Annotated in this window: 26 protein-coding genes and 1 tRNA gene; 14 read left to right on the top strand and 13 right to left on the bottom strand. The window is 34.7% G+C overall.

The window, feature by feature from the left end:
• Nucleotides 1-393 precede the first annotated feature (393 nt).
• Genes BZ25_RS04560 through BZ25_RS04500 form a run of 13 tightly spaced genes read left to right on the top strand, consistent with a single transcriptional unit; the run spans nucleotide 394 to nucleotide 10,993 of the window.
• Nucleotides 394-879: a Na+/H+ antiporter subunit E gene (locus BZ25_RS04560; RefSeq protein WP_012208723.1), complete on the top strand. Its 486-nt coding sequence runs from the start codon at nucleotides 394-396 to the stop codon at nucleotides 877-879.
• Nucleotides 876-1,127 (top strand): monovalent cation/H+ antiporter complex subunit F, encoded by a 252-nt coding sequence (locus BZ25_RS04555; protein ID WP_041534061.1) that lies wholly within the window; start codon nucleotides 876-878, stop codon nucleotides 1,125-1,127. The genes BZ25_RS04560 and BZ25_RS04555 overlap by 4 nt, the downstream gene beginning before the upstream one ends.
• Nucleotides 1,124-1,462 carry a monovalent cation/H(+) antiporter subunit G gene (mnhG, locus tag BZ25_RS04550; RefSeq protein ID WP_012208721.1) on the top strand — a complete coding sequence of 113 codons (339 nt, stop codon included), beginning with the start codon at nucleotides 1,124-1,126 and terminating at the stop codon, nucleotides 1,460-1,462. The genes BZ25_RS04555 and mnhG overlap by 4 nt, the downstream gene beginning before the upstream one ends.
• Nucleotides 1,455-1,700, top strand: a complete 246-nt coding sequence (locus BZ25_RS04545) for a hydrogenase subunit MbhD domain-containing protein (protein WP_012208720.1) — start codon at nucleotides 1,455-1,457, stop codon at nucleotides 1,698-1,700. The genes mnhG and BZ25_RS04545 overlap by 8 nt, the downstream gene beginning before the upstream one ends.
• The gene (locus BZ25_RS04540; protein WP_012208719.1) at nucleotides 1,700-2,425 is read left to right on the top strand and encodes a Na(+)/H(+) antiporter subunit B; all 726 of its coding nucleotides are present in this window, start codon (nucleotides 1,700-1,702) and stop codon (nucleotides 2,423-2,425) included. The genes BZ25_RS04545 and BZ25_RS04540 overlap by 1 nt, the downstream gene beginning before the upstream one ends.
• Nucleotides 2,422-2,757: a sodium:proton antiporter gene (locus BZ25_RS04535; RefSeq protein ID WP_012208718.1), complete on the top strand. Its 336-nt coding sequence runs from the start codon at nucleotides 2,422-2,424 to the stop codon at nucleotides 2,755-2,757. The genes BZ25_RS04540 and BZ25_RS04535 overlap by 4 nt, the downstream gene beginning before the upstream one ends.
• On the top strand, nucleotides 2,750-4,171 hold the full coding sequence (locus tag BZ25_RS04530) for a complex I subunit 5 family protein (protein ID WP_121514943.1): 1,422 nt from the start codon (nucleotides 2,750-2,752) through the stop codon (nucleotides 4,169-4,171). The genes BZ25_RS04535 and BZ25_RS04530 overlap by 8 nt, the downstream gene beginning before the upstream one ends.
• Nucleotides 4,172-6,013 (top strand): proton-conducting transporter membrane subunit, encoded by a 1,842-nt coding sequence (locus BZ25_RS04525; RefSeq protein ID WP_121514942.1) that lies wholly within the window; start codon nucleotides 4,172-4,174, stop codon nucleotides 6,011-6,013. It abuts the gene before it with no gap.
• Entirely contained in the window at nucleotides 6,010-6,912 is a 903-nt protein-coding gene (locus tag BZ25_RS04520) for a respiratory chain complex I subunit 1 family protein (RefSeq protein WP_103064907.1), read from the top strand. Before BZ25_RS04525 ends, BZ25_RS04520 begins: the two co-directional genes overlap by 4 nt.
• Before the next feature lie 23 nt (nucleotides 6,913-6,935).
• A complete protein-coding gene (locus BZ25_RS04515; RefSeq protein ID WP_103064976.1) occupies nucleotides 6,936-7,496 on the top strand; it encodes an NADH-quinone oxidoreductase subunit B family protein in 561 nt (186 codons plus the stop codon).
• The gene (locus BZ25_RS04510) at nucleotides 7,480-8,034 is read left to right on the top strand and encodes an NADH-quinone oxidoreductase subunit C (protein ID WP_103064906.1); all 555 of its coding nucleotides are present in this window, start codon (nucleotides 7,480-7,482) and stop codon (nucleotides 8,032-8,034) included. Before BZ25_RS04515 ends, BZ25_RS04510 begins: the two co-directional genes overlap by 17 nt.
• Nucleotides 8,021-9,130, top strand: a complete 1,110-nt coding sequence (locus BZ25_RS04505; RefSeq protein WP_121514941.1) for an NADH-quinone oxidoreductase subunit D — start codon at nucleotides 8,021-8,023, stop codon at nucleotides 9,128-9,130. Before BZ25_RS04510 ends, BZ25_RS04505 begins: the two co-directional genes overlap by 14 nt.
• Before the next feature lie 24 nt (nucleotides 9,131-9,154).
• Nucleotides 9,155-10,993 carry an FAD-dependent oxidoreductase gene (locus BZ25_RS04500; protein ID WP_121514940.1) on the top strand — a complete coding sequence of 613 codons (1,839 nt, stop codon included), beginning with the start codon at nucleotides 9,155-9,157 and terminating at the stop codon, nucleotides 10,991-10,993.
• A gap of 34 nt (nucleotides 10,994-11,027) precedes the next feature.
• Here the strand turns inward: BZ25_RS04500 and BZ25_RS04495 are convergent, their stop codons facing one another.
• The gene (locus BZ25_RS04495; protein ID WP_121514939.1) at nucleotides 11,028-11,960 is read right to left on the bottom strand and encodes an inorganic phosphate transporter; all 933 of its coding nucleotides are present in this window, start codon (nucleotides 11,958-11,960) and stop codon (nucleotides 11,028-11,030) included.
• 264 nt (nucleotides 11,961-12,224) lie between these two features.
• Between BZ25_RS04495 and BZ25_RS04490 the strand changes: the two genes are divergently transcribed.
• Nucleotides 12,225-13,061, top strand: a complete 837-nt coding sequence (locus BZ25_RS04490) for a M23 family metallopeptidase (RefSeq protein WP_121514938.1) — start codon at nucleotides 12,225-12,227, stop codon at nucleotides 13,059-13,061.
• 10 nt (nucleotides 13,062-13,071) lie between these two features.
• On the opposite strand, the gene yqeK is transcribed toward BZ25_RS04490, so the two are convergent.
• From yqeK to BZ25_RS04430, 12 genes are all read right to left on the bottom strand, one after another.
• A complete protein-coding gene (yqeK, locus tag BZ25_RS04485; RefSeq protein WP_121514937.1) occupies nucleotides 13,072-13,644 on the bottom strand; it encodes a bis(5'-nucleosyl)-tetraphosphatase (symmetrical) YqeK in 573 nt (190 codons plus the stop codon).
• 34 nt (nucleotides 13,645-13,678) lie between these two features.
• Complete coding sequence (locus tag BZ25_RS04480) at nucleotides 13,679-13,960, bottom strand: DUF503 domain-containing protein (protein ID WP_012208707.1); 282 nt, start codon at nucleotides 13,958-13,960, stop codon at nucleotides 13,679-13,681.
• A 10-nt stretch (nucleotides 13,961-13,970) separates the two neighbouring features.
• The gene (locus BZ25_RS04475; RefSeq protein WP_041534059.1) at nucleotides 13,971-14,498 is read right to left on the bottom strand and encodes a cob(I)yrinic acid a,c-diamide adenosyltransferase; all 528 of its coding nucleotides are present in this window, start codon (nucleotides 14,496-14,498) and stop codon (nucleotides 13,971-13,973) included.
• Nucleotides 14,499-14,651: 153 nt separating this feature from the next.
• Nucleotides 14,652-16,724: an elongation factor G gene (fusA, locus tag BZ25_RS04470; protein ID WP_121514936.1), complete on the bottom strand. Its 2,073-nt coding sequence runs from the start codon at nucleotides 16,722-16,724 to the stop codon at nucleotides 14,652-14,654.
• A 32-nt stretch (nucleotides 16,725-16,756) separates the two neighbouring features.
• Complete coding sequence (locus tag BZ25_RS04465; RefSeq protein WP_158585708.1) at nucleotides 16,757-18,442, bottom strand: phosphodiester glycosidase family protein; 1,686 nt, start codon at nucleotides 18,440-18,442, stop codon at nucleotides 16,757-16,759.
• 22 nt (nucleotides 18,443-18,464) lie between these two features.
• Complete coding sequence (locus tag BZ25_RS04460; protein WP_121514934.1) at nucleotides 18,465-19,790, bottom strand: thymidine phosphorylase; 1,326 nt, start codon at nucleotides 19,788-19,790, stop codon at nucleotides 18,465-18,467.
• Nucleotides 19,791-19,792: 2 nt separating this feature from the next.
• Nucleotides 19,793-21,073, bottom strand: coding sequence for an ATP-binding protein (locus BZ25_RS04455; RefSeq protein ID WP_121514933.1), 1,281 nt, complete (start codon nucleotides 21,071-21,073; stop codon nucleotides 19,793-19,795).
• 72 nt (nucleotides 21,074-21,145) lie between these two features.
• Nucleotides 21,146-21,874, bottom strand: coding sequence for a response regulator transcription factor (locus BZ25_RS04450; protein ID WP_012208701.1), 729 nt, complete (start codon nucleotides 21,872-21,874; stop codon nucleotides 21,146-21,148).
• 58 nt (nucleotides 21,875-21,932) lie between these two features.
• A complete protein-coding gene (locus BZ25_RS04445; protein WP_049755269.1) occupies nucleotides 21,933-22,388 on the bottom strand; it encodes a thioesterase family protein in 456 nt (151 codons plus the stop codon).
• Entirely contained in the window at nucleotides 22,339-24,276 is a 1,938-nt protein-coding gene (gene ftsH, locus BZ25_RS04440) for an ATP-dependent zinc metalloprotease FtsH (RefSeq protein ID WP_121514932.1), read from the bottom strand. The genes BZ25_RS04445 and ftsH overlap by 50 nt, the downstream gene beginning before the upstream one ends.
• 36 nt (nucleotides 24,277-24,312) lie before the next feature.
• Nucleotides 24,313-25,248, bottom strand: coding sequence for a tRNA lysidine(34) synthetase TilS (tilS, locus tag BZ25_RS04435; RefSeq protein WP_121514931.1), 936 nt, complete (start codon nucleotides 25,246-25,248; stop codon nucleotides 24,313-24,315).
• Between the two features lie 86 nt (nucleotides 25,249-25,334).
• Nucleotides 25,335-25,409: transfer RNA gene (locus BZ25_RS04430), tRNA-Thr, on the bottom strand.
• Nucleotides 25,410-25,417: the final 8 nt, after the last annotated feature.

The following is a 25,417-nucleotide window of genomic DNA, read 5'->3' as shown; positions in this document are numbered from 1 at the left end:
CAAGGTGTCATGACCAGAATAACGTAGTCTTCCAACTTTGCCGTGAGGCTGTTTTCGGACTTAGGCTGGTCAACTCCGAGGCTTCAAGCCTCCGTCTTTAGATGGGGGTAGTTGACTTCTTGTTCCTCCTTTCAATGGTACCCCCTGGAAGGTGATCAACACTTAAAAAAGATATGAAAAATTGCATATTCAATTATACCATAAAAAATAAATACTATAGAAAATTAGCGATTAGGAATAATTAGAGGTAATTAAGGACGATTAAAAACGATTAGAAAGTTGTTTTTTGATTTTGAAATTATACCAATTACTGGTATAATGTATGGGTATATTATTTATATTGTGTCAAGTATGAGTTTTTTTTCACAAACTATATAAAGTGGAGGGATTGTTGTGAAGAAGTTTGTTTCAACTTTTGTTGTTCTTCTAGTAATTTGGCTGTTTTTGACTTCTTTTAACCTTTCTGAATTGATCGTAGGGTTCTTAGTTTCAATTGTTTTAGCAGGAGTCATTGCAGGTCTTGTGGATTATGAGTTTGATCTTTCCATTGTTTACAAACTACCTTTGTTTGTGGTTGTATACGTACCTGTTTTCGTCTACAAAATGTTTTTATCAAATATCGATGTTGCAAGGAGGGTTTTAACACCAAAAATACCTTTAAACCCAGGTTTTGTGAAAATTCCTATTGATTTGAAGGGAGATGTTGGTAAGTTAACTTTAGCCAATTCCGTTACTTTAACCCCTGGGACACTAGCAATTGATGCTGATGATGAAAACCTATACATCCATTGGATAGATATAAAAGGTGAAAACGAAAAAGATTACAAAAAGCATGTTACAGGGACTTTCGAAAAAATTTTGGGGAGGATATACAAATGATAGAGATTGTCGTATTTAGCCTCATTGGAATAGGTGTGTTTTTTTCGATCTTGAGAATGATAATTGGTCCTGAAGTAACAGATAGAATCGTCTCTTTGGATACTATGAACGTAATGATCACAGGAATTATTGTTTTGCTGTCGCATATTTTTAAAAATGAAATTTATTTGGATATTGCAATAGTTTACGGAGTTCTGTCCTTTTTGGAAACGGTTGTTCTTTCCAGATATTTGGAGGCGAAAAAATGAAGGTGATCGGAGACGTTTTAATAATAATTGGAGGGATTTTCTATCTATTGGGAGGTTTAGGTATATTCAGAATGCCGGATGTTTTCAATAGAATACAGGCAGGTACGAAAGCCACGACTTTAGGTGCGTTTTCTTTAATTTTAGGAGTTGGATTTTTAAACCCAACGTGGTTTTTGAAGTCACTAATCTTAGTCGTTTTTATGACTATCACCAATCCCGTTGGAAGTTCCGTTTTAGCTCGCGCCTCCTACTTACATGGTGCAAAAATAGCAAAATTGCAAAAAGATGATTTAAAAAGTTTGTATGAGAAAGAGGAGATGAGCCAAGATGATTGAAATAATAGCTGTAATCATTGGTTTTACAATGATTCTCTTCGCTTTGATGGCAATTGAATCGAAAAAGTTGTTGAATTCCATCGTTTTTTTATCTATAACGTCTTTGCTCTCAGTTGTGGAATTCATAATCATGAAAGCTCCGGATGTTGCTATAACTCAAGCTGTTATAGGTTCGGGTTTGATGACCTCGCTCTTCGTTTTTACTTTGATGACTATGAAAAAGAGTGGTGAAAAATAATGAAGAAGTTTATTTCAGCTTTAATGACGCTTGCCCTTGCCTTTTTTATTTTTTCATTATTGTACGATTCGGAAAGTTTCTTTCCAAAGTACGGTGAGAGAGATTTAAATAACACCGTTTCACAAGGATACATAGAGAAAAACGTCGATGAAACCAGACCTTATCCGGAAACAGGATCGGCTAATATTGTTACTTCTGTAGTCGTTAATTACAGAGGATTTGATACCTTAGGAGAATTAACAGTCCTTTTTATTTCGGCAATGGGGGTAGCCTTGCTTTTAAATGTAGGGAAAGAAAGGATTATCTTTCGAGTAAAACCAAATTTCATTCTCAAAGCTGGTGTTCGAATTATAACAGGCATTATATTGATCGTTGGGATTTATATCTTCGTTCACGGTCATCTAACCCCAGGTGGAGGATTCCCGGGTGGTGCAATGATAGCCTCATCGGTTTTATTGATGTACATAAGCGATGATAAATTTAAAGAGAAGATGAAAGCCTTCAATGTACTTGAAGGCACCTCGGGAGTTTTGGTTATAGTCTTAGGGTTAATAGGACTTTTTGCTTTTAATTCATTTTTATACAATTTTTTGCCTTCGGGCGAGATTGGTCAACTTTTCAGCGCAGGATTGACACCTATACTATACGTTTTGATAGGTTTAAAAGTTGGTTCTGAACTGTCAAATATCATCGGCAACTTTTTAACACGGGGGGGAGAAGAATGATTCAGTATTTATTTTTAGCACTGTTTTTTGTTGGAATCTACGGCTTACTCTCATCGAAAAATTTGATTAAGATGCTTATTTCACTGAACCTTTTAGAATTAGGTTTGAATCTTTTCATTATATCTGTTGGATACATTAAAGGTGGTAACGCACCGATTATAACTCCTGAATCTGTTTCAAATTATGTTGATCCACTCCCTCAAGCGTTGGTATTAACAGCCATTGTTATCGGTTTTGGGACTACCGCTTTAGGCTTGGCTTTTATTAGAAAGGTATACTTTGAAAAAGGTTCTATCGAAATAGATGAAATTAGAGGTGGTTCAGATGATTAATCCAGTACTTTTAATAGTTATCCCTCTACTTCTAGCGTTCGTTGGGGTAATGTTTAAAAACCTTTCAAAATCTCTTTTGTTTTTTGGGTTGATTTTAAACACCATCTTTGCTTTTTTTGTACAAAAAGGAAGTTACGAACTTGGAGGCTGGCAACCGCCATTTGGTATTAACTTGTTGGTGGATAATTATTCTTTATTCGGGATAGTATTAATTAATGTTTTGTTTCTCGTTTCCTCTCTGATTGGAATAAAGAAGATTGAAAAATATTCATTGCCTCTGTTAATATCTTTAGCCGGTCTAAATGGAATGGTGTTAACTAATGATTTATTCAACTTCTACGTTTTCTTTGAAATAGCCACTATTTCAGCTTATATAATATCAACGTTACATGGAAAGTACCATCATACGTTTAATTATTTGGTTTTAGGTTCCGTGGGATCTAGTTTGTATTTACTTGGAATAATTATTGTATACGCCGTTGTTGGAAGTCTTAACATGTCTGATTTGTCCATGCATTTTTCGGAACTTTCAGCAAATATTCAACTGATAGTTTCCATTTTAATTTTTTCAGGTTTAGCGGTTGAGGCAAAACTTATACCTTTTAATAGTTGGGTTAGAGGTATTTATTCTAATGTGAACACCTTGACTGCCCCATTATTTTCTGCTGTTTATGCGTCAACAGTTTTTTTGGTATTTGGAAGGTTCTTTTCCAATTTAATTACCATTAGTGGGCCTTTGTTTAATATTTTTATCGCGATTACTTTCATCACCTTTATATTTGCCGAAGCTTCTGCGACCGCCACAAAGAATATGAGAGAGATACTTACTTTCTCAAGTATTGGACAGGCAGGATTGATCACTGGACTATTTTTAATAGGTGGGGGGTACGCAGCAATTTTACAAATTATAAACAATGCTTTTGCTAAGATAGTTATGTTTTCTACTGCCGCGAACGTTTATGAGAATAATTCAAGTGATTCTATTGATCAGGCTGCGGGGATATTTAGAAAGTATCCTCTAATAGGTTTTGGATTTACTGTTTCTGCTTTGTCTTTGATAGGTCTTCCTTTGTTCTTCGGTTTTTATGCGAAATTCAATATTATAAACACTGCTTTCAATACCAACTGGATTATTCCATTAGTAATATTGTTGGGAAGTTTGTTGGAAGGTGTTTATTATATAAGGATGCTAGTTAAACTATGGGTACCAGGTGAAGAACACGAGGAGGCAACTGAAAAATTGACCACCAAATTTTCCATGAACAAGTTATTTGTCATAAGTGTCGTAGCGGTAGTTGTTGGATTCTTATTCATTATTGGAGGAATCTACCCAGAATTACTCGGAGATTTTGTACAGAATGTATCCGCACCTTTGAAGGAATCCTTATCTTATTTGTCAGTGGGAGTGATGTAGATGGCGTTAAACTCTCTGTTAATTACAGGTTTGTTGTTATCGATTTTGACTTTTTTCTTAACAAAGATAAACAAAAAGTTGGGTAGCTACTTTACCATTTTTTCAACATTGTTTGTTTTAGTTTTTTTGTTTGGATATATGAACGATGTTGGAACAGTATTTAACCTTTGGTCTTTTGGAGGATTTTCATTGCAATTGGTGAGTTCTAATTATGGTTGGTTCTTTTCCATAATAATGGTTTTAACTTATTTTCTTGTGTCTTTTTTTAATCCATATTGGATAGAAAAAATGGTTAATCCTGCTTCATACAACATGCTCTACGTGTTTTCTGTAGTTTCTACGTTGGGGGTTTTCTTTGCCAAGGATTTTCTTACGTTATTCATATTTTGGGAGATGGTAGTTTGGTCTTCCTTGTTCATAATTCCCCTTGGTAAATCAAGAAAAGCCTCTGTGGTTTATTACGCAATCAGTACGATCGGTTCTTTCTCAATGTTTTTTGCTGTGATGTATTTATACTCATTGTATCAAACTTTTGATATAGAAAGTATCTCACAGAATTTAATTAGCAGTCCCAATACAGCCGTGATGGCTTATTTTGTAATTATTATCGCAGGACTAGCAAAACTTGGAATTTTCCCATTTCACACGTGGCTCCCCATTGCCCATGGGAACGCTCCTCACACTTTTTCTCCAGTTCTTTCGGGAGGATTAGTTAAAATGGGGGCATTTATAGCGTTGTTGGTTAGCGCAATTATACCCACTTCGCAGATCTTTTCTACCCATATTCATATAATCGGTGTTCCTTATGAAAATTATATAATCATGGTTTTAGGAGCAATAAGCATTATAGTTGGAACCCTTATGGCAATAAAACAAGAAGACGCTAAAAGATTGATAGCTTATTCCACCGTTGCAAATGGTGGATACATATTGATCGGTATCTCGCTTTTAGATCAAGTAGGATTCGCGGGTGGAATGATGCATATTTTCAATCACGCAATGGCATCAGCCGCTATGTTTTTAACTATTGGAGCGGTTGCTTATAGGACTGGTACAACAAATATGAGTGAACTGGGTGGGTTGATAAAGAAAATGCCTGTAACCTTTGCCGCTTATTTAGTTGCCATAATTTCCATTGCGGGGATACCACCCACGAGTGGATTCGCATCAAAGTGGTTGATCTTCCAAGGTTTAGCGAGCAAAGGACTTATGTTTATAGCTTTTGCCACCTTTTTTGGAAGCATAGGGTCTTTCATGTACGTATTTAGGCCTCTTGCTACCGTATTTTTAGGTCAATTGTCACCTAAGCACAACGATGTGAAAGAAGTTCCCTTTATGATGCAGATTCCAATGCTTGTGATGTCTTTACTTACAATATATTTTGGCGTGTTTCCTTCTCACATGTTAGGATTTATTTCTAAGATTCAGGCTTCTCTGAATCTTGTTCCAATCAGTGTAGAAGGTTCTAAGATATACTCCTTCAGTGGCATGTGGGATTCTTTAGTGATTACGGCCGTCTTCGTAATAGGTTTCATTATAGCCGCATTGATTTTTTATACACATAAAAAGGCTCAGCCCGTTGATCAAATGAACACTTACACTGCTGGCGAATTTATATACGATCCTGAATCGTATCATTATGCCAAAAACTATTACGCTCCTTTTGAAAGATTGTATAAGAATCATCCATCAGTGGAAAAATTTTATGATGCCATAGCTTTAAGAGTAAACGAATTTGGCCGTCTTGTCAGAAGTTGGTTCTTTTCTTCAAACGCTTCTGTAGGTGTCTTTTGGATTTCTGTGATAATAACAATAGCCTTTTTCTGGGGTGATAAAATATGAGTTATTTGATAGCCTTGATGATAGTTTTCATGGGATTTTTATGGCAGGTATCTCTTGATGGTATTCAAAGAAAAGTTACCGCTAAAGTTCACAGAAGAGTAGGACCACCCTGGTATCAAACTTTTATGGATATTTTTAAAGCTTTATCAAAATCATCTATAACACATGGTTTTATTTATGATTTTGGTGTGATGATGGCTTTGGGAGGAACGATAGCCACTTTTATGTTCTTACCTTTTGGCAATATCGTGGCTTTTAATGGTCTTGATAATTTCTTTGTAGTTGTCTATTTATTAGCAATAGGTTCTCTTGGGATGGCTATGAGTGCTTCTGGTTCAGGAAACGCCTGGGCAGGAATAGGTATTATGAGGGCGTTGACTCAGATGGTTGCTTATGAAGTCCCATTTATGATAGTTGTATTCGGTATGATACACGTTTATGGTACTTCTTCACTTAGTGAATTGGCACATGTACAACAAATGAATGGGATTTTTGGATGGCATATTTTTACTATGCCCTTAGGAGCCATAGTAGCTTTTATATCTTTACTCGGTATGCTTAATAAGGTACCATTTGATACGCCCATCGCACCAGCAGAAATAGCCTCTGGACCTATGGTTGAGTATGGTGGAAAACATTTCGGTATGTTGATGTTGCAGCACGAGTTTGCAACTTTAGTTGAAGTTGGTTTGTTCGTGAACCTGTTTTTAGGAGGAGGAAATTTAATTGAATACTTAATAAAGTACTTTTTTGTTTATACCTTAGTCACACTGATATACGCTGTTTCGGCTCGTTTTAGAATAGAGAATGTTGTAACATTCTTCTATGGAGTTCCAATAGTACTGTCACTTGTTCAAGCTGCGATAGTAATTTTTACAGGACTGGGGGTGAACGTATGACAAATGAAGAGAAAATAGAGCAGATGAATATCTTCGAAGAAGATTTAAACGATACCATAACTTTTTGGGAAAAGATAAAAAATATCTTCAGAGGCAAATCTTTATGGATGCTTCATTATTGCACAGGTTGTGGCGCGGTAGAACTTCCGCCAACAATGACAGCAAGATTCGACATGGAAAGATTGGGTATGGGACCTATGGCAACACCTCGTCAAGCAGATGTTCTGCTGATAACAGGTTATTTAAGCGTTAAAACTTTAAGAAGAGTTATATACACTTATGAACAAATGATGACTCCAAAATATCTTGTAGGGTTTGGGTCTTGTACTTTAAACGGGGGAATCTACTATGATTCCTATGCGGTGATCAACAGGCTGGATTATTATCTTCCAGTTGATCTCTACCTTGCCGGATGTATGCCAAGGCCTGAAGCTATAATGAATACTTTCAAAACGCTTGAAAACATGATAACAAAAGGCGAAGCCAACGGATGGAAAAAATATGTTGAGAATTACGATTGGTATCGAAATAATCAAATCCGTTCTTTAGGGGAGGTGTATGTAAAGGATGAATTCCACGAATGATGCCAAAGAGATGATAAGCATTCTTGAGAAAAATTTCGATATAAAAGATTTCACCACGCCAAAGAAAAATGAAATAAGTTTAGTTGTTGATCAAAATAATGTACCAATGATATTGACTTATTTAAAGGACAAAGGTTGGAAACAGTTAAGTTTGATAACCTGTATTGATTGGATTGAAGAAAACAAATTTGAACTAGCTTATGTTTTGTTCAACTGGACAAATGGAATTACTTTTTTAGTAAAAACAAAGATAGATAGAAAAAATCCGGAATATATCAGTATCATAGATATTTTCCCTGGAGCCAGATACTACGAAAGGGATATCCATGAGTTCTTCGGAGTAAAATTTGAAGGTAATTCAGATTCTGAAAAACCGTTGTTCTTAGAATTATGGGATGATAAACCACCTATGAGAAAAGATTTTGATCCGTTAGAGTATTCTAAGCGTAAATTCCCTGATAGAAAGTATGATGTGGAACTTTCCAAGAACGCAGTAAAAGAAGTCATAAAAGAAGGTGGAATAAATGAAAGAACTTAAATTATACTTGGGGCCAAATCATCCGGGAATGCACGGAAATTTCAGTGTACATATGTATGTTGATGGAGATACCATCGTCAGGGCAAGGCCTATGCCTGGTATGTTGCATAGAGGATTTGAAAAACTTATGGAAAGAAGACTTTGGATGAATAATCTTGCACTCATACCAAGGATTTGCGTACCAGAACCTGATATTAATGAGATGGTTTACGCCATGGCGATAGAGGAGTTAGCAGGAATTGAAGTCCCTGAAAAAGCTCATTGGATAAGGATGATAATCTTAGAACTAGCAAGAATCGCAAACCATCTAATGTCGCTTGGAGGAATAGGAGGACCTGTTGGACTCTATACTGGACCCAATTGGGGACTCGCAGATAGAGATCTTATATTGGATATCTTTGAAGAGATAACAGGGGCAAGAGTTTACCATATGTATATCGTACCAGGTGGCGTAAGAAAGGATTTGAGAGAGGAAACTATTGAAAAGATAAAGAGTTTTCTCGATTACTTAGAAAATAGACTTCCAGAATACGAAGATTTGATTCTCAAGAACTCCCTCTTTCAAAGAAGAACCAAAGATAAGTTGCTGTTACCTGCCGAGGTTGTTTGGGAGTTGGGAGTTACTGGAATAGGTATGAGATCAGCTGTGGGAGAAGCATACGATATTAGAAAAGTAGACCCATACGCAAGGTATGACCAAGTAGAATTCTCTGTCCCAACCGCAAACTACTCAGACGGATATACAAGGGTTTATTTCAAATACCTCGAAACCTATCAGAGTATAAAAATAATAAGGCAGGTACTTGAAAAAATGCCCCAAAAAGGGAAGGTATGGAACAAAATATCTAACGGAAGTGCCTTACGATGGCGTGTTCCAAAGGGGCAAGTTTACACACATGTCGAATGCGCAAGGGGAGAGTACGGATATTATATGGTTTCAGAAGGAGAAGATAAACCCTATAGAGTAGCTGTTAGAGGAGCATCCTATCCACAAGGCTTATTGGGAGTAGAAAAATATTTGCCCGGTACGAGGATAGAAGATGCAGCGCTTTGGATGGATACAATGGGGGTATGCCCTCCTGAAATAGATAGATAAAAAATAAAGGAAGAGGTGAATATGATGAATACACCTGAAAAAAGTTTTTTTGCACCAGCCAGGGCCTGGAAATACCTTACTAAAAAGCCTGTTAGTGTTCCAATGGAAGATATCTTAATGACACCTCGAGAGGCTTCGGATAGATATAGAGGTTTTCATATAAACGATTGGGAAAAATGTATCGGTTGCGGTACTTGTTCAAAAATATGTCCAACAGATGCTATAACAATGATAGAGTTCGAAGAACTCCCAGATGTAGAAGGTTCTAAACCACAAAGGCCTGCTATAGATTATGGAAGATGCAGCTTTTGTGGTTTATGTGTAGATATATGCACCACTGGCTCATTGCAGATGACCAAAGAATATGTACATATATCTAAAGATCCAAACACCTTCTTTTTTATTCCCACGGACGAAGGGATCCATGGAATTAAAAAGCCTTTAGGTTATGTTAGAGATGAAGATTCAGACCTACTTGACTTAGAAAGAGAAGAGATGGAAATTGATCCACCGGAAATCAGAAAAACCTCATTCATAGAGATGGTTAAAGGATTTTCAAAAGAACAAGCTGTAAAAGAGGCTTCAAGATGTGTGGGGTGTAGTATTTGTGAAAAGACATGTCCAGCACACATGAACATAGCAGATTACATAAAAGATATATATGATGATGATCTTCAAACCGGGTTGAAAGATCTTTATAAAACGAATCCTTTGTCCGCAGTATGCGGTAGAATTTGTACTCATCGATGTGAAACAGCTTGTACCATAGGTCACAGAGGAGAACCTATAGCGATAAGATGGTTAAAAAGATATATCGTGGATAACGTTCCACAGGATAAATATCCAGAGATTTTAGATCAGGAGATTATAAAAAAGGCTAACGCTAAGGTTGCCATCGTTGGAGCTGGACCTGCCGGACTTTCTGCAGCTTATTTCTTGTCTTTAATGGGGTATGAAATAACTGTTTATGAGGAAAAGAACAGGCCGGGTGGTGTTCTTAATTATGGAGGTCCTGCTTATAGGCTTCCAGACTCGGCTTTTGAGCAAGATGTAAATTACATAAAGTCGTTGGGAGTAAAGATAGTAACAAATACAAAAGTTGGTAAGGATATCACATTAGAAGAATTAAAAGCAAAAAACGATGTAATATTTGTTTCAACTGGATTCAACAAAGGTAGAAAGCTTCCCATCGAAGGATCTGATCATGAAAAAGTCTTTGATTCTTTGACAATTTTAGAAGAAATGAAAAATTATGTCAGAGGAGAAGGTCCAAAACCATATATACCGAAATCCCTTGTGGTAATTGGGGGAGGAAATGTTGCCATGGATGTTGCAAGGTCCATGCTCAGACTCCAAAACATGGAATATAATAAATCTGAAGTACATGTCCTCAGTTTAGAGAGAAACTTTGATGAGATGCCTGCTGATGAAGACGAGATTGTTGAAGGCGGAGAAGAAGGGGTAATTTTTCATCCAGGATGGGGTCCCGTGAAGGTGATAGTTGAAAATGGAGAAGTGAAAGGTGTGTTATTTAGGAAATGTGTGGAAGTATTCGACGAGGACGGAAGATTCAATCCAAAATACGATGAAAGTAACACTATTACGGTAAATGCAGATATGGTCGTAATGACTGTTGGGCAGGCTCCAGATTACAGCTATCTGCCGGAAGAGATCCAAAAGAGCATGAAGATAGAAAGAGGAAAGATAAAAACAAACGAGTACGGTCAAGTGGAAGGTGTACCATGGCTGTTTGCAGGTGGAGATATAGTACATGGTCCAGATGTAATTCACGGAGTTGCAGACGGACACAAAGCTGCTCAAGGAATAGACCAATACATTATGGAGAAAAAATTTTCAAAATAAAAAAATAGAGGGGAGCTTGGTAACTCCCCTCTTCTTAATATAATAATTGAATTAGTAATAATACTGTAAGAGAAATAAGTCCAGAAATCATAGGTGTTCCTATCCAACCAAATATTACTTTCATTATCGTATTAGTATCAAAAGTTCTAGTACCTGTTGCTAATCCAACACCTATAATGGCACCTATTGTAGCTTGTGCGGCACTGACAGGGATACCAATTAAAGAGTAGACCCACAAGGTAACTCCTGCCCCCAAAATCGATATGGATGATGAAAAATGATCTAATTCAACAATTCCTTTCCCTACGGTATATAAAACCTTTTTGTTTGTAGATAAAATTCCAACCGCTATTGCTGAACCACCTATAATGAGTAAAAGAAAAGGGGTAAATAGAACGTTTGCAAATACTCCAGTAACGTTTGCAACGTTGTTAGCCCCTAATGAGTAGGCACTATAACAAATAGCGAGCCATGTTAGTACTTTTAAGAATCTATCTTGGGCTGTGATCCCCAAAAATTTTCTAAATATTAGGGCTAAAAGTCTATATAATATAAAAGCGAAAACCAAGGCACCAATAGGAGTAAGTATCCACGAAATAAAAATTCTTGTTAAAATGGCTGAATTGAACGTTCCTTTTAGAATACTTAAACCAATCAGAGCTCCTACAACAGCCTGGGTAGCAGATGCAGGAAGCCCAATCAAACTCATAAAAATCATCGTTAAAAAAGCACAAAATAAGGCTAATGACAGTAACTCAACGCTTAAATTAGTCAAAGCCCCCAAGGTGTTTAACCCATTTCTCCCCCCAACTACAGAGCCGACAAAAACAAAAAATGCAGATACTATAATAGCTTTTTTGTATGGAACTAATCCAGAAGCCACAGCTGGTCCAAATACATTGGAAGAATTGTTGGAACCTAAAGACCATCCTAACAATATAGCTGGGATTAAATAAAATAGATTCATATTAAAAATATTCCCCCATTTTAGGAAGATATTTAAAAAATTAAAGCCCATTTTTACCATAGTGGCAATCATAGGCTTTTCTCAGAAGAGATTTTTCTATTCTAACACCAATTTTAATAGATGTCAATGATTAGAAAAATCAAAATAAGAGAAAGTAAGTTTAGGAATTGTTAATTATTTTTTTACTAGATAAAGATTATCATATGGTATAATAAATTCGTATTCTTTATTAACCTGTTGAATCAGTAAGGGGGAAGACAACTTTTGGGCAGTCTTAAAAGAGCGGCTGTATTTTTTACTTTCTCAATTTTGGCTGTAGTAGCCTTTTCGTCTTATTCTATCGTTGAACATCAAATTAAAAGTAATGAAACATTGTATAGTATATCAATTGAATACAACGTATCCATTTCAACTATTTTAGATTGGAATCCTAATTTATCTCCAAACAATTTAAAAATTGGGCAAGTAATATCGATTCCTCAACCGGAAGGGTATATCTATGAAGTCAAAAAGGGAGATAATCTAACTTATATCGCTAAATTGTTTTTCACAAGCGTTTCTGATATAGTTAAAGCGAACAATCTTGCTACAACAACTATTTTTGTTAATCAAAAACTTTTTATCCCTAAAAGTGTTGTAGGAAAAGCTTTTAATAACGAAAGAAGTATAATATGGCCTGTTTATGGTACGATTTCTTCTCTTTATGGATATAGGATTCACCCTATTACTAAAGAATATTCTTTTCATAAAGGGATCGACCTTGCGGCACCCATCGGCACACCCGTTTTTTGTGTCGAAGCTGGGAAAGTAAAATTCGTTGGCGAAAATGGAGGATATGGTTTGATGGTTGAAATAGAATCTTCCAATGGTTCTTATGTTTACGGTCATCTTTCTCAAATAAATGTGTACGAGGGTCAATATGTCGAAAAAGGCGAAATGATAGCAAGAGTGGGAAATACAGGTTTAAGTACAGGTCCTCACCTTCACTTCGAAGTTAAAAAGGCCGATACAAATTACGACCCGTTAGTATTTTTGCCTTCCAGTAATAGAATTTATGTGTTGAATAATACAGAAAACGAATATGGCTTAGGTGGAAATTGATACAAATCCATCAAATTTGACACAGTGCGTTCCATGTCTTATATGTATCTTCCAATATGTATCTCTCTTTAGCTAATGCATAGCTTATTTTGTTTTTAATCGCTAATTTGTACCCTTCATTCAAAGATATGATTGATACCTTTCTTAGTTCTTCAACGCCTTCAAAATTCCTGTCATCTCCTGCTGAATCGGAAATAACAAGCGCTTTTCCTATATCTCCCATTTTTTCATAACCGCTCGTGTGATAATATATCGCTTGGTATATATCATCATCAATATGGAATTTCCTTGCCAAAAATTCCGCACTTACTTTTCCGTGCAAGAGAATGGGGCGATTTTTATCGAATTTATCAAGTGAAATTTTATAAAACTCCGCCAATTTGATTAACCTGCCTGGATCTACATCTCGAAACAAATCGTGTCCTAACGAGGCGACTTCCACTTTTCTTTCTGGAAGTTTGTGGATTTGGGCTAATTTTATGGAGAAATTGACAACGTTGTAGATATGTTCTAATCTTTTTTTAGATTTAATAGTTGCTTTTAAATACATTTTTAATTCTTCTATAATTCTGGTTAAATCCAAATTATAACCTCCTAACTATGCGGTCATATAACAATTAAAAAATTGTGTAATCTTCCCTTTCAACTTCTAAACCATAATTAAGTTCGATGTCATCCTCAATCTGTTCAATAAGGTTTAGTAAATAATCTCTGCTTTGACTTAACGACGATACGAATATTCCCAAGTAATTTTTCGAGTCGTTATAATTCCCTTCTAGAGCACACACATTGTACTTTTTTCTAAGTGAGTTTATAAGTGTTTTCACTACCGATCTTTTGTCTTTCAAAGAACCAATTCCAAACAACCTAATTTTCAATTCTAATTTGATGCAGAACATTTTAATTCCCTCACCATTTTTTGAATTCAATTTTATCTTCTATGTACTCTTCAAAACGAGCTAATACAAATAACAGATCAGATAATCTATTTGCATATTTTTTTAATGGCTCTGATACAGGTTCTTTTTTGTCTAAAGCGATAATTCGTCTTTCTGCTCTTCGAGCTATAGTTCTACAAATATCTAACTTTGCAGATTGCAAAGTTCTTCCGGGTATTACAAATCCCTTTAAATCTAACCTGTTTTCAAATTCATAAACATAATTCGTAATTTTAAGGGCATCTTCTTCTTGAATGGGATATTTATATGTTTGACTTTTGGAAGCTAATTCTCCTGCTACTTTAAATAAATTATTCTGTACTTCGTTAATTATTTTTTTTACTTCATGAGATTTTAAATAGTGGCTTGCTTCGGAAAGGAATGAGTTTAATTCATCTACGGTACCGTAGGCTTCAACCCTTAGGTCGTCTTTTGATACTCTTTCTCCACTCCAAAGAGAAGTTTCACCCTTATCACCTGTTTTTGTTGTAATAGACACCATACATCTCTCCTTTTTATTTATTTGTCCTGTGACCCTTTTAAAATGAAAATCTTAGTTTTGAAGTGCCACAGTTTGCACAATTCGGCAAACTTAAAAAACCATTTTGCACAAAGCTGCAAAAGATATATAAAAATGGGGCATAGCCCCATTTTATTTTTGTAATTCTTCTTCCCTTTTTCTTTCTTCTATTATTTTGTTTTGTATATCAGGGCTGACTTCTGAATAATGGGAAAATTTCATGGTAAAATAACCCTTTCCTGAGGAGATAGAACTGAGACGAGGTGAAAAATCCAACATTTCAGCCAATGGAATTTCAGCCACTATCTTATCGTATCCTTTCCCGGCTGATTCCATTCCTAAAGGCCTTCCCCTTTTAGCTGTAACTTCACCGATAACATCTCCTGTGTTTTCAGTGGGTAAGAATATTTCAACATGCATAATTGGTTCTAAAATAACCGGTGTGTCGCTTTCCATAGCTATTTTAAATGCGTGCCTTGCAGCTATTTGAAATGAAATATCTGAAGAGTCAACTTCATGGTAAGAGCCATCAAAAAGAGTGACCCTAATATCAACAACAGGAAAACCAGCCAAAACACCTTTTTTGATAGCTTCTCTGATACCTTTGTCTACGGATGGTATGAAATTTTTTGGGATGACTCCTCCAACGATTTTATCAACAAATTCATAGCCTTTTCCTCTTTCCAGCGGTTCAATTTCTATTTTAACGTGACCGTATTGACCATGACCTCCGGTTTGTTTTTTGTGTTTGTATTCTGCCTGGGATTTATTTCTTATGGTTTCTTTGTAAGCAATTTTTGGTTTTCCTACCTCAAAATCAATGCCGAAATTCTTCTTCAATTTCTCTATCATTATTTCTAAGTGAATGGTTCCCATTCCACTTATGACCGTTTCTCCAGTTTCCGCATCGAATTCCCATTTAAATGTTGGATCTGACTCTGCAATTTTTGCCAACGATTCAGTAATTTTGTCTATTTCATTTTTAGAATTAGGGGCTATAGACTTAGATATCATCGGTTCTGGAAATTCTGGTAATTTCAGCCTATTTGACGTTTCTTCACTGGATACGGTTTGATTTATTTTACTCGATTTTAGCTTAGGTATAACTAAGATATCGCCAACACCAGCGACTTCGACTTCTTCGTTCTTATCAAATCTAGGTATGTTGATATGGGAAATCTTTTCTCTTGTGGATTCTTCAACAATATAGATACTAGAACCGGCTTTTAAAGAACCGCTAATAACCCTTAGATAGGTGAGTTTTCCAACGAACGGGTCTACTTCATTTTTAACGATGATACCTAAAAACTGACCATCTTCTTGGGAAGAAATCTCACTGCCTTCTTCAGTGTAAAACTTTCTTTCAAGCGGGGTCATTCCGAAACTCATTAAAGCCTTTATTAATTGATCAAAACCAATGTTTTTTAAAGCAGATCCAATGAATACAGGAATTATTTTATCTTCATCATACGCTTTATGAAGTGAGGAAATCAATTCTTCTTGACTTAATCCTTCTTCGCCGGATTCAAAATATTTTTCCATTAGTTCTTCGTTGGTTTCAACAATATCTTCTATTATTTCAGAATGAAATCTTTCCAAATAATCTTTAGCATTATCAGGGATTTCACTTTGTTTGGAGGATTTGCCTGTCCCTTCTTCATATATAAATACGTCATTTGATAAAAGATTTATAACTCCTTTAAAATCTGAGCCTTCGCCTATGGGAACCTGGAAAGGAACTATTCTTATTTCGTCCTCAAAACTTTCTTTGAGTTCTTGCATTAAGTTTCCGAAGTTAACTTCTTCTTTATCCATTTGGTTTACATAAAATACGATAGGCTTGTTTAATTCTCTCGCCATATTCCAAATTCTTTCTGTTGTTACTTCCACACCAGCAGAAGCGTTTATTACAATAACTACGTTGTCCACAGCGTTTAAAGCTATTTGTATATCTCCTATAAAGTCTAAAGATCCCGGTGTATCAAAAAAGTACATTCTTGAATCATCTAAATCGAACGAGAAAATGTGGTTAGAAAAGGTTGCTCCTTTTTCTTTTTCAACAGGATCCTTGTCTAAATGTCTTTGACCTATTCTATCAGTTAATCCAAGATTTACAAGGACATCGTCCATAAGGGTAGTTTTACCACATCCATGATGTCCAAAGAATCCTATGATCCTCTTTTTTTCAGCGTTATATTCACTCACTATTACCCCTCCATTCTAAATCTATTTCTTAACTACGGGATTTTTTTATAAACACTTAGAAGCACGGGAATATAATTACGAGTTTTTTCGTTTTTGAAATTTTGTATTTTACCCTCGTAATAAACTATAGAAGAACTACCACCATCTAGCATCATCGCAACTTCAAACTCACCAATTTTAAATAGCAGGTTTCTTGTTTCGTCGTATGTAAGACCTGTTTCCGGATTATCAAGTCCTTCAATTACCATTAAATTGATATTTTGTTCTTTATCTATCGCTACTACAGTTCTAGGGGCTTTACCATAAATTATTCCATTGGAGTAACTTTTCTTTTCTGCATCTAGTTGTTCTTGCGTATATTTGGAATGTATCAATATGGGCCCACCCTCTAAAAGTAAAGTAGGATCGTTTGTCAAATTTTCGCTTTTATTAAGTGTGAAATCGACTTTTGTTCCCAAAGATATATTTTCTAGATATTTTTCGTATTTTTTATCTACAAGTATTAATTTTTCACCTTCAGAAGGAGTTGTTTTATTTTTTGATATAATTCGGTTATTTTCATCAATTAAGAAAAAAACATAATTCTCTTCTGTTTCCGTTATGTTTCCCTTATAATGATGAGTATATAATTTAACGTCTCCTTTCCAGGTAGAATTAATGGATTTTATCCAAAAAAGCAGATTATCAATATTTAATTGGTATTCTAATTTAATATAGTCGATGTCTAGAAAATTTGTTCCTATAATTAATGCAGGCCGAGAATAAGAGCTCAAATGTAATAATGCGCCGTCGGATATGATATTTCCCACTGGTTCCAAAGTTTGAGGATCGAAAAAAGAAGCGTTAACAGAAAAGATCGGATTTTTCTCTTTTAAAAAAGAATATACATCGGAGCGTGTTCCTAAATTATTCAAATCAACTTTTATTTGATATATTTTTGGATCGACGATTAATTGGTAAATTTTTAACCTTTGTCCGTTTAATTCTTCGGTTTTTTCAATGTATTGAAGACCTTCGTTTTCATATGTGGTTTTATCCGTATCGGTGCTGGTTGAAATAACTTTTTCATCGATGATAATAGATAAATTTTTCCCATTTAAATTAACTTCATAGTTGAAATCACTTTTGAACTTTAAGTAAGCGGTATTGTTTGAGTATGAATAGTCGAGATTATTTGGAATACTTTCCATAGGTGCAACAGGTTTTATGCTTAATAAGTAATCTCCATCTTTTGTTATTCTAGTCAAAGTTATCGAATCTTCTGAGAGATATGAATTAAATTCAATTTTGATTTCACTTGTACTAACATTACAGGTAGTTATTTTAGGAATTTCTGAGTAGAAGAAAATATTGTCAATATCTTTAAAATTATTCAATTGTAAGAATGTAGATAAGACATCTTCCCTTATGTATACATTTTCATCGATAATAAGTACGGAATTATTGTATTTGTTTATAAAGTTAATTTTAGAGTAATAATCGTTCAAACTAATTTCTAAAACATTTTTATTGTATATTATATACATTATTCTGGAAGTGCGATTCATTACCATGCTATCATATTTGGAAAGATAATCAACATTAATATAAAAATAATCTTGATTTTTGATAGCTTCCATATTCACAGGAGGATTTTTTTGAGATATAAAAATAGCTTCTTCAGAAAATAAATTTATTGCTAGAATTATTAGCAAGAAGAGAAAGATAAGCTTTTTCATCAATGAATGATCCTCCATCCAATCAACTTTTCTCATTGGAAAATAAAACATCAAGAATTACATTTTTATTTATGTTTTTAGGCTTTTCTTTACTAATGTTGTAAGCAGCATTTAAAAGGTTTAGAGAGGCATCAACGTCGCTCTTGTCACTGACAAACAACTTAGCTATTGTCTCCCCTTCTTCAACTTTATCACCAAGTTTTTTGTTAATTGTTAAACCAACACTTTTATCGATAATATCTTCTTTTTTTTGTCTGCCGGCTCCTAATACCATTGATGCTAAACCTATTTTTTCGGTATCAATAAAGGTTATATACCCTTGTTCCTTTGCCTTGAATTCTAAAGTTTTTGAGGATATATTAAGATACTTAGTGGGATCATCAACTACTTCTTCTTTTCCGCCCTGAGCTTTTATCCATTCTTTCATTTTTTCTTTTACTATACCGCGTTCTATGTTTTCTATTAATTTTTTCTTCGCTTCTTCATAGGTTATTATACCAGATAAGGAAGCCATATAAGAAGAGATTTCTAAACATAACTCAGAAAAATCTTTTGGGCCTTTTCCTTTGACTGTATCTATTGCTTCCATTACCTCCAAAGCGTTTCCAACGTTATCTCCCAAAGGTTGATCCATATTGGTAATTAAAGCAACAGTATTTTTATCGTATCTTTTTGCGATTTTTAGCATGATTCTACCTAACTCTTTGGCATCTTCAATGTTTTTCATGAACGCCCCTGAACCCACTTTGATGTCCAAAAGGATTCCGTCACTATTTATGGCGAGTTTTTTACTCATTATACTTGAAGCTATTAAGGATAATTCCTCAACAGTTGCGGTAGAATCCCTTAAGGAATACAATTTTTTATCTGCTGGGGCAATATTTCCAGTCTGTCCAGCCACAACAATCCCTACGTTGTTCGCTATTTCAAAGAATTCTTCAGTGGTTAGAGAGGTTTTAAAACCAGGAATAGATTCAAGCTTGTCTATAGTTCCTCCAGTGTGCCCTAAAGATCTGCCCGATAATTTGGCTATTTTAACCCCTAATGAAGCAACCATAGGTGCTATGGCTATTGTAGTTTTGTCACCAACGCCTCCAGTAGAGTGTTTGTCGATTTTTTTACCTGTGATCCTTGATAAGTCTATAATATCTCCACTTTTAAGCATTACATCCGTTAGATTATAACTTTCTTCCTCTGTTAAATGGTTGAAGAAAATAGCCATTAACCAGGAAGAAACTTGATAGTCTGGAATACGGTTTTCTAAATAGCCATTGATCATAAATTCTATTTCTTCTCTTGTATTTTCTTTAGCATCTCTTTTATTTTTTATAATATCGTATGCTCTCAACTTTAAACCTCCGTTTCATTATTTGTTTTGATAGGAAGGATGACTTGAAACAATGTACCGTTGTTTTCTTCACTGTCTAAATATATTCTTGCATTGTGGTTATCCAAAACAGTTTTGACTATGTACAAACCAATCCCCAAGCCTGGTACTTGCCTGCTTCTCGATTTGTCTACTCTGTAAAATAGATCGAAAATCCTTTTTAACTCTTTTGAAGGTATGCCTATTCCTGTATCTTCAATTTCCAAAATTATAGTATTGTCATTTTCGTACAATCTTAACCATACTTTCTTTTCGCCTTTTTCCTTTAAAGCTGTGAATTTAAAAGAATTGTCTAAAATATTATACACTACCTGAAGGAGTCTATCTTCATTACCGAAAACGTATAGATCATCTTCTATTTGTTCTTCAAACTCAATGGACATCTTATCAGCAACAATTTTAAAGAAATCAAAGGCTCTCTTTACCGTATTAGAAAAATTGAAATATACAAATCTTTTTTCTTCGCCTATATTTTTTTCCAATCTCTCTATATCTAAAAGATCGTTAAACATTCTGGTTAATCTCGATATTTCTTCTTCTATTTTTTTTAGTGGTTGATAAATTTCTTCGTCTAAATTAGGTTCGTGCAATATCGTTTCTAAGTATCCGCTTATAACAGATAAAGGTGTCCGCATTTCATGCGACATGATGGTTAAGAATTCCCTTCTTAGATCTTCTAAATTTTTTTCTTTCGTGATATCTAACAAAATAATAACTCTATAATTTTCAACATTTATTGATTTAACTTGACATCTGAAGTATTTTTTTTCTGGATAATAGAATGAAGTTTCTTCTTCCAAATCTTTATTAGTTTTAAAACTTTTTAAAGTCAATTCAATGAGATTGTGATTGTCAACTACCTCTGTTAATGACCTACCGACAAAATTTTCTGTTGTGAAAATATTTTTGGCAAAAGAATTAGCGAAATCCACCCTGATAATTTCATTTTGATTATAAGAAACCAATATTATTCCTTCGGAAAGGGTATCTAGAATCGAAAATATGTTCCTTCTTTTGTATTTTTCGGATTTGTATTTTTCTTCTAAATTTTTAATATACAAAGTTAGTTGATGCAAAAGAAAATCATCAACAGGATTTTTTATATTTATATTTATGCTTTTTGCAATCTCATTTTTAAACCGTTGATGAGCCTTTTCTTCTTTTCTCTTTTTTGAATAAGCATATATAAATAAAATATTTGTGATAATAAGCAATAAAATAACGATAATATATATATTGACCAATATTTTCACCTAGTTTATTAATAAAATCCAATTGGAAAAAAGGCAGAGGTATTACCCTCTGCCATTGAATATTTAGTAGTTTCTTTCCTTTCCAGGATCTCTGAATTTGTATCCTTTCCCTCTTACTGTAATTATGTATTTTGGATTAGAAGGATCTTCTTCGATCTTTGTTCTCAACCTTCTGATATGAACGTCTACTGTTCTTGTATCTCCGTAGTAGTCATAACCCCACAATTTATCCAACAATACATCTCGACTAAAGACTTTTCCTTCATTTTTAGCAAGAAAAACTAACAAATCGAACTCCAACGGGGTAAGGCTGACTGGATTTCCCCCTACCCAAACTTCTAATCTTTCAGTGTCGATAATTAAATCTTTGGCTGTAATTTTTTTGGGTCCTTCTTCTTTCATTTGAGCTGATGCAGCTTGTCTCCTAAATATGCTTTTAATTCTTGCAATTAGTTCTCTTACATTAAAAGGTTTAGTGACATAATCATCGCTACCAAGTTCTAACCCAGCTACTTTATCAGCAGCATCATCTTTGGCACTCAATATGAGTACGGGCGTATTGCGATAATCTTCGCTGGATTTCAAGATTCTAATTAAATCAAATCCATCCATTGAACCTGGTAACATAATATCCACTATGAAAAAGTCGGTATCTTTTTCCTCTAATTTCTTTAAAGCCTCATCAGCAGACACAGCCGTTATTACTTCGTAACCTTCTTTGGTCAAGTTCAAAGATAACATTTCAGAGATCGCCGGATCGTCTTCTACTATCATAATACTTTTTTTTGCCACTTTTCTTTCCCCCCTTTGGGATATTTTTTTGGTTAACTTATTTAACTAAGACTCATCTTCATGTGTAACGCTCAGAAATTTGTCCTGACAAATTTATACTCTCCATTTTTTGATTTAAGTTTTTTCTCAGGATCTTTTTAGAAACAATATTTCGAGTTAATTCAAAAGTTGCGATTTTGTTAATTTCATCAAAGGCTTCTCCCTGAAAATGCACTTTGTTGTAGGAAACATCTGTTATTTTTAACTTTATGAATACCTTAAAAGAATAAGGTGTAGAGGACAGATGGTCTATGCAACTATGTGAAACTACAGAAACTTGATCTTTTTCCAAAAGATCTTTTAAAATATTATACGTACATTTATGTATTTCTTCTAAAAGAGAAGAGGTGCTTAAAGCATGAAAACTTATAACTTCGTTATCTTCTGACCATAAATAACTTTCATCTTTTACTTTAAAGGAGTAATTAAATTCCTTTCCTTTCAATGAGATTATTTTCTCTAGAAAGGTACTCATAGTTTACCACCTTTGCTTCTTCTTGAGTTGAGGATACTCCAAGATTTTCAACATATTCCTTTAGGTCATCTGTATCTTTCTGTAATAAGTCTCTTAGTTCCTGTCCTGAGATAGTTTCCTTTTTTAAAAGATATTGAGCAATGAATTGTAGCTTCTCCTTGTTTTCTAACAACACTGATTTAGCCTTTTCATAGCTTTTATTTATTATTTGCTTTACCTCAGAATCCAGTTCTTTTGCAGTTTCATCCGAATAGTTTTTTTCTCTAAATAGTTCACGTGCTAAAAACGTTTCTTCACTTTCGCTAGCCCAAGCTACAGGACCTATTTTTTCGCTCATACCAAAACTTTCTACCATCCTTCTTGCCATTTCTGTAGCTCGCTTTAAATCATTTTCGGCTCCGCTGGTAATTTCATCGAATATTATTTCTTCTGCGGCTCTACCAGCTAACATTACCGCAATATCATCGAGTATTTCAGATTTATTCATCAGATACCTGTCTTCAGAAGGTAACTGTAAGGTGTACCCTAAGGCCGCGTAACCTCTAGGAATAATTGTCACTTTGTGTACAGGGTCAGCATTTGGTAAGATAGTTCCTAAAATAGCATGACCTAGTTCATGATATGCAACGACTTCTTTTTCTTGTTCGGAAAGCACTCTCGTTTTCCTCTCGGGACCAACTATAACCCTTTCGATAGCTTCTTCGCAATCCTTCATTGTTATGAACTTTTCCCCGTTTCTTGCTGCCAAAAGCGCCGCTTCGTTGACTAAATTTTCTAAATCTGCTCCAACGAATCCAGGAGTAGCTCTGGCTAACACCTCTAAATCAACATCGGGGGCTATTTTCTTGCCTCTAAAGTGAATCTTTAATATATCCTTCCTTCCTTCGGCATCAGGTCTATCAATTACCACTTTTTTATCAAATCTTCCAGGTCTTAGCAAAGCTTTGTCTAGAACATCAGGCCTATTTGTAGCTGCCATAACTATTATTCCAATACTTGGATCGAATCCATCCATTTCTACTAATATGGAGTTAAGGGTTTGCTCCCTTTCATCATGACCTCCTCCAAGACCCGATCCTCTTTGCCTACCAACTGCATCTATTTCATCAATAAAAATGATAGCAGGTGCGTTTGCCTTAGCTTGATTGAAAAGATCTCGAACTCTTGCTGCTCCTACCCCAACAAAAAGTTCCACAAAATCAGAACCACTAATATAAAAAAATGGTACACCTGCCTCTCCAGCCACTGCTCTAGCAAGTAAAGTTTTACCTGTGCCTGGTTCCCCTACTAAAAGCACACCCTTTGGCATTCTAGCGCCTAGCCTATTAAAAACCTTTGGATCTTTCAAAAATTTTACTACGTCTGTTAATTCTTCTTTCGCTTCCTTAACCCCTGCAACGTCATTAAAAGTGGTGCGGGTTTTTTTGGGATCATATTTTTTAGCAGGACTTTTTATAAAATTCATACCTTGATTTGCTCCACCCCCGCTTGATCGAAACAAAAGGGTGAAAAGAAAAATAAGTAAGAAAACAGGCAAAAGAAACGTTAAAATAGAGATCCACCAACTGTTTTCTAAGCTTCTGACATATTTAATCTCTATTCCTTGATTTGCAAGTCCATAAACATATTGTTGGTCTGATAAAAGAGTTGGGGCATATGTTTCATAATAAAGTCCTCTATTATCTCTTGCTCTGGCATAGCCAGAATCTTCTATTTCTAGAGAGACAATCTTTTTATCTTCCAACATTTGAACTAACTCACTATATTCTATTTTCGAAACATCTGGAGTACCGATAAGGCTGTTAACTCCAACATATATAAAAATACCTATTGTTATATATATTAATAATAGCCAAAGAACTCTAGATTGGTTTCTTTTATTTTGCAAGACTAGACCTCCTCTTTTCTCAATTCTATAAGTTTATTAAATTTTAACTAGCAGAGAATCACTTTTTTTTGTTATACTTAACCCATTTATCTTTCTTACTCCACCCTTGCGCATTTTTATGATTTTCTCTGTTTCCTCCATATTTGGAGGATATTTACCAAACTTCAAAAAGGCAATTCTTATTATTTCGCCATCGAAAAAGTCATTTTCTAATCTTAATTTTAATGAGTCTTTACTGATCTCACTTCTTTCTTCAAATTTCCTTTTGACTTCTTCCCTGTAACTCCAAATGATTTTTGCAAGTCTAAAGAAACTTTCTTTGTACCTTGGATTGATCTTCTCAAATAAAGGAGTAAATTCATATCTTATCTTATTTCTGGCATAATCCAAAGAATAATTGTACTTATCTTCCACATACTCTATATTATTAATTGTAACATAATTTTTGATTTCTTCCAAGTCTATACATAACATTGGTTTTGTTATTTCTTCTTCTATAGGGATTAAGCCGCCTAATCCATATATACCTGTTCCTCTCAAAATTCTGTAAATCATTGTTTCAAATAAATCATCCATATGATGAGCGGTTGCTATTTTATTATAACTTAACATTCTTAATGTTTCATAAAAAAACTCATACCTTAAATTTCTCCCCGCTACTTCAACGCCTACCTTGTTTTCTTTTGAGTATGTAAAAACATCCGCTTTTTTGGAAAAAAAAGGTACACTTAGTTTCTCGCAAACTCGTCTTACAAAGGCTTCGTCACTATCAGCCTCTTCTCTCATGCAATGGTTTAAATGGGCTACAGATACTTCAAATCCCATAATTGTGGATAATTTAAACATTACATGAAGCAAAGACATTGAATCTTTTCCACCGGAAACTCCTAATAGAATTTTATCATATTTGTTAAAAATTTTATAGTCTCTTATAAATTTAAATATTTTTTTCTCAAAATCTTGGAGTATCACTTCCTATTCTCCTTTCAATTATCAATCTGATAGTGCCTATAAAAACAAAACAGCGTCTCAAGACGCTTTGATTACTAAAAATATTGTGGAGCCGGTGAAGGGATTTGAACCCCCAACCTACTCATTACGAATGAGCCGCTCTACCGTTGAGCTACACCGGCAACTTAAT

Origin of the sequence: Petrotoga sp. Shatin.DS.tank11.9.2.9.3 (assembly GCF_003665005.1) — a bacterium.
Lineage (GTDB): Bacteria > Thermotogota > Thermotogae > Petrotogales > Petrotogaceae > Petrotoga > Petrotoga mobilis.
Note: the sequence above shows the minus strand (reverse complement) of the source record. Positions and strands in the feature narration are given on the sequence as shown.